The 5,441-nt window shown below is 68.8% G+C and carries 6 protein-coding genes and 1 tRNA gene; 1 reads left to right on the top strand and 6 read right to left on the bottom strand.

What is annotated here, in order from left to right:
• Positions 1-332 precede the first annotated feature (332 nt).
• The gene (locus tag ACT4N3_RS12340) at positions 333-1,763 is read right to left on the bottom strand and encodes an ABC transporter substrate-binding protein (protein WP_444855523.1); all 1,431 of its coding nucleotides are present in this window, start codon (positions 1,761-1,763) and stop codon (positions 333-335) included.
• A 113-nt stretch (positions 1,764-1,876) separates the two neighbouring features.
• Between ACT4N3_RS12340 and ACT4N3_RS12335 the strand changes: the two genes are divergently transcribed.
• Complete coding sequence (locus ACT4N3_RS12335; RefSeq protein WP_444855522.1) at positions 1,877-2,221, top strand: hypothetical protein; 345 nt, start codon at positions 1,877-1,879, stop codon at positions 2,219-2,221.
• Between the two features lies 1 nt (position 2,222).
• Here ACT4N3_RS12335 and ACT4N3_RS12330 read toward each other — a convergent pair.
• From ACT4N3_RS12330 to ACT4N3_RS12310, 5 genes are all read right to left on the bottom strand, one after another.
• A tRNA-Leu gene (locus tag ACT4N3_RS12330) sits at positions 2,223-2,310 on the bottom strand.
• A gap of 67 nt (positions 2,311-2,377) precedes the next feature.
• Complete coding sequence (locus ACT4N3_RS12325; RefSeq protein WP_444855521.1) at positions 2,378-2,656, bottom strand: integration host factor subunit beta; 279 nt, start codon at positions 2,654-2,656, stop codon at positions 2,378-2,380.
• A 178-nt stretch (positions 2,657-2,834) separates the two neighbouring features.
• On the bottom strand, positions 2,835-4,553 hold the full coding sequence (rpsA, locus tag ACT4N3_RS12320) for a 30S ribosomal protein S1 (protein ID WP_444855520.1): 1,719 nt from the start codon (positions 4,551-4,553) through the stop codon (positions 2,835-2,837).
• Positions 4,554-4,868: 315 nt separating this feature from the next.
• A complete protein-coding gene (locus ACT4N3_RS12315) occupies positions 4,869-5,255 on the bottom strand; it encodes a PIN domain-containing protein (protein WP_444855519.1) in 387 nt (128 codons plus the stop codon).
• A 3-nt stretch (positions 5,256-5,258) separates the two neighbouring features.
• Positions 5,259-5,441, bottom strand: a 183-nt coding sequence (locus tag ACT4N3_RS12310; protein ID WP_444855518.1) for a hypothetical protein, incomplete at its 5' end; no start/stop codon positions are given.

The following is a 5,441-nucleotide window of genomic DNA, read 5'->3' as shown; positions in this document are numbered from 1 at the left end:
CGAAGGCCGAGGGCCCCCCCCCCCCACCCCAAACCCCCCCGGGGGGGGGGGGGTTTTGACCCACCCCAATTTGGTAACAAATATTGGGGGCCCCCCCCCCCCCCCCCCGCGGGGGGCTTGGGGTGGGGGTTGGGGCGCCTCGGCCTTCGAGAATAGCCCCGACCGCCGAGCCCCCTCACCAACTGCGCCTAAGCTCGCCTTCAGCTCGCTAAGGCTACGTATCAGTTCGAGGTGAAACGTGCCCCGCACGTTTCAGGATTGTTCGGGGGACAATCCGACCTCGAACTCCCCGCAGGGGAGAGGGGGCGGGACGCGGTGAATGTTGATACGGCCTAAAACCTTTGCGCGATCAGCTCGCCCGGCGCGTGGCGGCCGAACATATTGGGCCTGAACCCGGTCAGCCTCTGCCCGACCAGCGACCAGCGCACCGGGCCGGCCAGCGGAATGTAAGGCGTCAGGCCGCTCAATATCTGGTCGGCCCGGGCGAGATGCAAGCGGCGCTCGGCCAGCGTGCGCGCCGCGCGGGCGTCCTGCAGGGCGCGGTCGGCCTCCGCGTCGCAGATTCGCGCCGCGTCGCAGGTGAAATGGCGCAAATACCAGGTCGCGAGGACCGCCGGCGCCACCGCGTCGATCAGCCTGAGCTCTGCCGCCGGCGCGTTGGCCGGAACCCGCGCCGCCTCCACCCCGATCGCGCGCCAGTCGCGGCGCAGATAGGCGAAGGCGATCCGATAGCCCGGGCCGTCCGGCATCGCCACGCGCACCCGCAAGGGCGCCGCAAGATTGAGCGCGGCGATCGCCGCACGCGCCTGGGCGATCCGCTCGGGCAAAGGCAGCGTCGTCCATTCGGGGGCGAAAGGCCGGGGAAGCTCGCCGAGCCCCGCTGGAGTCAGCGTCGCACGCGCCTCCAGCCCGCGCACGTTCAGCGCGGCGACCAAGGCTTCGCGGTCCAGCGCCATGCTCATCGCGCGCCTTACCGCGGCATCGCCCAGCGGCCCCTCCCGGCTGGCGAAGGACAGGCCGAACAGGCCCTGGACCGGGTCGAGCAGCAGCCGCGCATTGGGTTGGTTGGCGGCGCGGGCGACGGGAAGATCGCCGATCGTGCCGCCGACGACCAGTTCGGCCTCGCCGCGGGCGAAGCGCGCGACCGCCAGCGCAGCGCCTTCGCCGCGCAACAGGATCGACGGCCCGGCGGCCGGCTCGCCATCCTCGCCGGGCGGCAGCGAGAGCAACGGCGCGCCGCCGCTGGTGCCGCCGATCTGATAGGGGCCGGATCCCATGCCGCCGAAGATGACCGCCATCTCCGGCTGGGCGAGCAGTTGCAGCAGATTGGGCCGGGGGCCACGCAGCGCGATCTCCAGCACGGCGTCGGTCATCGCCGTGATCGATTCGATCCCGCCGAGGACCGGTTTCAGGGCGTTGCGGCTGGGGCGGCTGGCGGTGGCGCGGAGCCGGCCCGCGACCTGCTCCGCGGTGATCCGGCTGCCGTCGGGCCAGCTCGCCCGGCGGATGCGGAAGGTGTAGCGCAGCCCGTCGTCCGAGACGATCCAGCTCTGGGCCAGCGCCGGCTCGATCTCGCCGGCGGCGTCGAAGCGCACCAGCCCTTGCGCCACCGCCTCGGCGAGGAAGGCCGAGGGCGGGTCGAGCGGCTGGAGGTTCGGGTTTGCGAGGCGCGGCGGCGCTCCGATCGCGCTGACCGCGACCGGTCCGCCGCGGGTGTCGCCGCATGCGCCGAGCGCGAGCGCCGCGCATATCGAAAGAAGCATCCGCCTGGCCATTACCGCCGCTTTTCTAGCCATCGGGAGACGAAAGAACAGGGCCGAGGGCGCCCGCCCCGGAGCTTTACCGGTCTTTCACCCCTTCAACGTAGGTTAAGCGGATGGACGCCCGCGCCACCCCAACGCCGCCTGACGATCTCGATCCGGCGATCGAGTACAAGCCGCGCCGCGCTTCGCGCCTGGCGGTCGACGAGGCCGCCCGGCTTAGCCGAAGCGCGACCTATCATGTCGAGGTCAATGTCCGGAACGTATCGCCCTGCGGGTTCATGGCGGAATGCCCGGAGGCGGTCGGCATCGGTTCCTATGTGATGCTGGACATTCCAGGACTCGGCCGGGTCCAGGCGCAGGTGCGCTGGCAGGTCGGCCCGCGCATCGGCGGCATGTTCACCGATCCGATCAGCCTCTCGCGCTGCGAGTGGACTGGCGAGAGAAAAGACGGCGCCTGACTGGTGCGGACGGCCGGACTCGAACCGGCACGCCCTTCAAGGGCAGAAGATTTTAAGTCTCCAGCGTCTACCGGTTCCGCCACGTCCGCATCCCCGCGAGACGTGCGTCGGCCACTGTCCCGCGTCAACGCCTGTCCTGAGTCCGTCGAAGGGTCGTCAGACGTTTAAGCGCTCGCGCATTTCCTTGCCTGGCTTGAAATAGGGCACGCGCTTGGCGTCCACGTCGACGGCTTCGCCGGTCCGCGGGTTGCGCCCCTTGCGGGCATCGCGCGCCCGGGTCGAAAACGCCCCGAAGCCGCGCAGCTCGACCCGGCCGCCCTGCTGAAGCTGATCGATGATCGAATCGTAGAAGGTCGCGACGACGCGCTCGACCTCCTTGAGAGTAAGATCGGGATAGTCGTCGCAGAGCTTCTGCACGAGTTCGGATCGGATCACGAGTGTCCCCCCAAGGTCGCGCCGGCCCCTGCGCGCTGCCAGTTTGCACCGAACCCGGCAAAAATCAAGCGCGGCGCGCAGGGAAAGCTAGTGATTCAAAGGCGCTAAGTCGACCGAAACGTCAGCGTAAGGTTGGGATTGTTTTTGCTTCAGGGCTTCGCCGAGGATGTCGCCCAGACTAGGACTGCTTCTGTTTCAACGCCTCGCCCAAAATATCCCCCAGCGAGGCGCCCGAATCCGACGATCCGTACTGGGCGACGGCCTGCTTCTCCTCGGCGATCTGCATCGCTTTCACCGAGAAATTGGGCTTCTTCGAACGGTCGAAGCCGATCACCATCGCGTCGAACTTCTGGCCGACCTGGAAGCGCTCCGGCCGCTGCTCGTCGCGGTCGCGGCCCAAGTCGGTGCGCTTGATGAAGCCGTGCGCGCCATCGTCGCCGACCTGAACCTCGAGCCCGCCGTCGCGAACCTCGAGCACGGTGACGGTGACCACCTCGTTCTTGTTGACCCCCGCGCCCTTGCCGCCACCGGCCGCCGCGCCGCTTTTGGCGACCCCGCCCCGCTCCAGCTGCTTCATGCCGAGCGAAATCCGCTCCTTCTCGACATCGACGTCGAGCACGGCCGCCTTCACCATCTCGCCCTTGCGGTGGAGGTTCAGGGCCTCCTCGCCCGACACGCCCCAGGCGATGTCCGACATGTGGACCATGCCGTCGACATCGCCGTCGAGGCCGATGAACAGGCCGAACTCGGTCGCGTTCTTGACCTCGCCCTCGACCTCGGTGCCGACCGGGTGGGACTTCGCGAAGGCCTCCCACGGATTGGCCTGCGCCTGCTTGAGGCCGAGCGAGATGCGGCGCTTCTCCTCGTCGACCTCGAGCACCGCGACATCGACCTCCTGCGAGGTCGAGACGATCTTGCCGGGATGGACGTTCTTCTTGGTCCAGCTCATCTCGGAGACGTGGACGAGGCCCTCGATGCCCGGCTCCAGCTCGACGAAGGCGCCATATTCGGTGATGTTGGTGACCCGGCCCTTGAACACGCCCTCGACCGGATAGCGCGTCGCGGCCCCGTCCCAGGGATCGCTCTCCAGCTGCTTCATGCCGAGGCTGATGCGCTGCGTCTCGCGGTTGATGCGGACGATCTGCACCTTCACGGTCTGGCCGATCTCCAGCACCTCGCTGGGATGGCCGACGCGCTTGTAGCTGATGTCGGTGACGTGGAGCAGGCCGTCGATGCCGCCCAGATCGACGAAGGCGCCGTAATCGGTGATGTTCTTGACGACGCCGTCGAGCACCTGGTTCTCGGTCAGCGACATGATGAGGCCCGAGCGCTGCTCGGCGCGGGTCTCTTCCAGGATAGCCCTGCGGGAGACGACGATATTGCCGCGGCGGCGGTCCATCTTCAGGATCTGGAACGGCTGCGGCAGGTCCATCAGCGGGCCGACATCGCGGACCGGGCGGATGTCGACCTGGCTGCCCGGCAGGAAGGCGACGGCGCCGCCGAGATCGACGGTGAAGCCGCCCTTGACGCGGCCGAAGATCACGCCCTCGACGCGGTTGCCGGCGGTGAACTCGGTCTCGAGCTTGTCCCAGGCGGCCTCGCGGCGGGCGCGGTCGCGCGACAGCATCGCCTCGCCATGCATGTTCTCGATGCGGTCGACGAACACCTCGACCTGATCGCCGACAGCGATCTCGGCCTTCTGGCCCGGCGCGGCGAACTCGCGCAGCGGCACGCGGCCCTCGCTCTTCAGGCCGACGTCGATGACGGCGAGGTCGTTCTCGATCGCGGTGACGGTGCCGACGACGACGCGGCCCTCGAAGCTTTCATTCTCGCCGCCGAGCGATTCATTGAGGAGCGCCGCGAAATCGTCGCGCGTGGGGGTCGCCGAAGAGGCCATGAAACGGGAGTCCTTGCATTTACCGGACCGCACCGCGGACTTATGTGCGCGGGCCGGGCCAGAGGGGTTTGCCGTACCGGCCTCATGCCGATGCGGCGTCCTTGGGGTGGCGGACGTGGGTGGCCGGAGAGGAAGACCCTCACCCCAGCCCTCTCCCGCAAGCGGGAGAGGGGGAGGAATGCAGAAAGGCGCGTGGAGGCGAGGCTCGATGCCCGCCCGAACGCGCTTTCTGTTCTGGCTACCGCCGGGCCGCCGCCCGTTGGACGGCCGCGCCTATAGCGGAGGAGGGGGGAGGGGGCAAGCGGGGTGCGTCCCTCACCAAATATCGAGCGTGAGGCCCGGCACGTCCTCGAAGTCGGCGGCGTTGGCGGTGACGAGGACGAGACCGTGGGCCAGCGCCGTCGCCGCGATCATGCGATCGGCCACCTTGCGCCGAGAATAGCCCACGGCCTCCACGATGCGGCGATAGGTGTCCGCGCATGCCGCGTCGAAATCGAGGACCGGAAGGAGGAGCAGCATCCGATCCAGCGCGGCGCGGCGCGCCGCCATCAGCGTCGGATTGGCGACAACTCCGTTTTCGAGCTCGACGCGCGAAACGATCGACAAGGCGGGAACGGCATCGAGCCGGACGAGCCGCTCGTCTGCGCGGCTGTCCACGTCGCGCAGCAGGATGGCGACGCTGGTATCGATGAGCGCGGCCAAGGGCTATTCGAGGCCGGGCCGATCGGGAAAGTCGATCGGCTCCCGGTGCTGCGCCTTGCCGACGCGGCCGATGGCCTTCAGATCGGCGACCAGACGGCGCAACCGGCGCCGGGCATCGGCCGCGTTCTCCACCGGGCGAATGATGAGCTGATCGCCGCGCCGCTCCATGACCACATCGCGGCCGAC

This window comes from Sphingosinicella sp., assembly GCF_052388015.1.
Taxonomy (GTDB): Bacteria; Pseudomonadota; Alphaproteobacteria; order Sphingomonadales; family Sphingomonadaceae; genus Allosphingosinicella.
The sequence above is the reverse complement of the archived record's forward strand: the minus strand, read 5'-3'. Positions and strand labels throughout refer to the sequence as shown.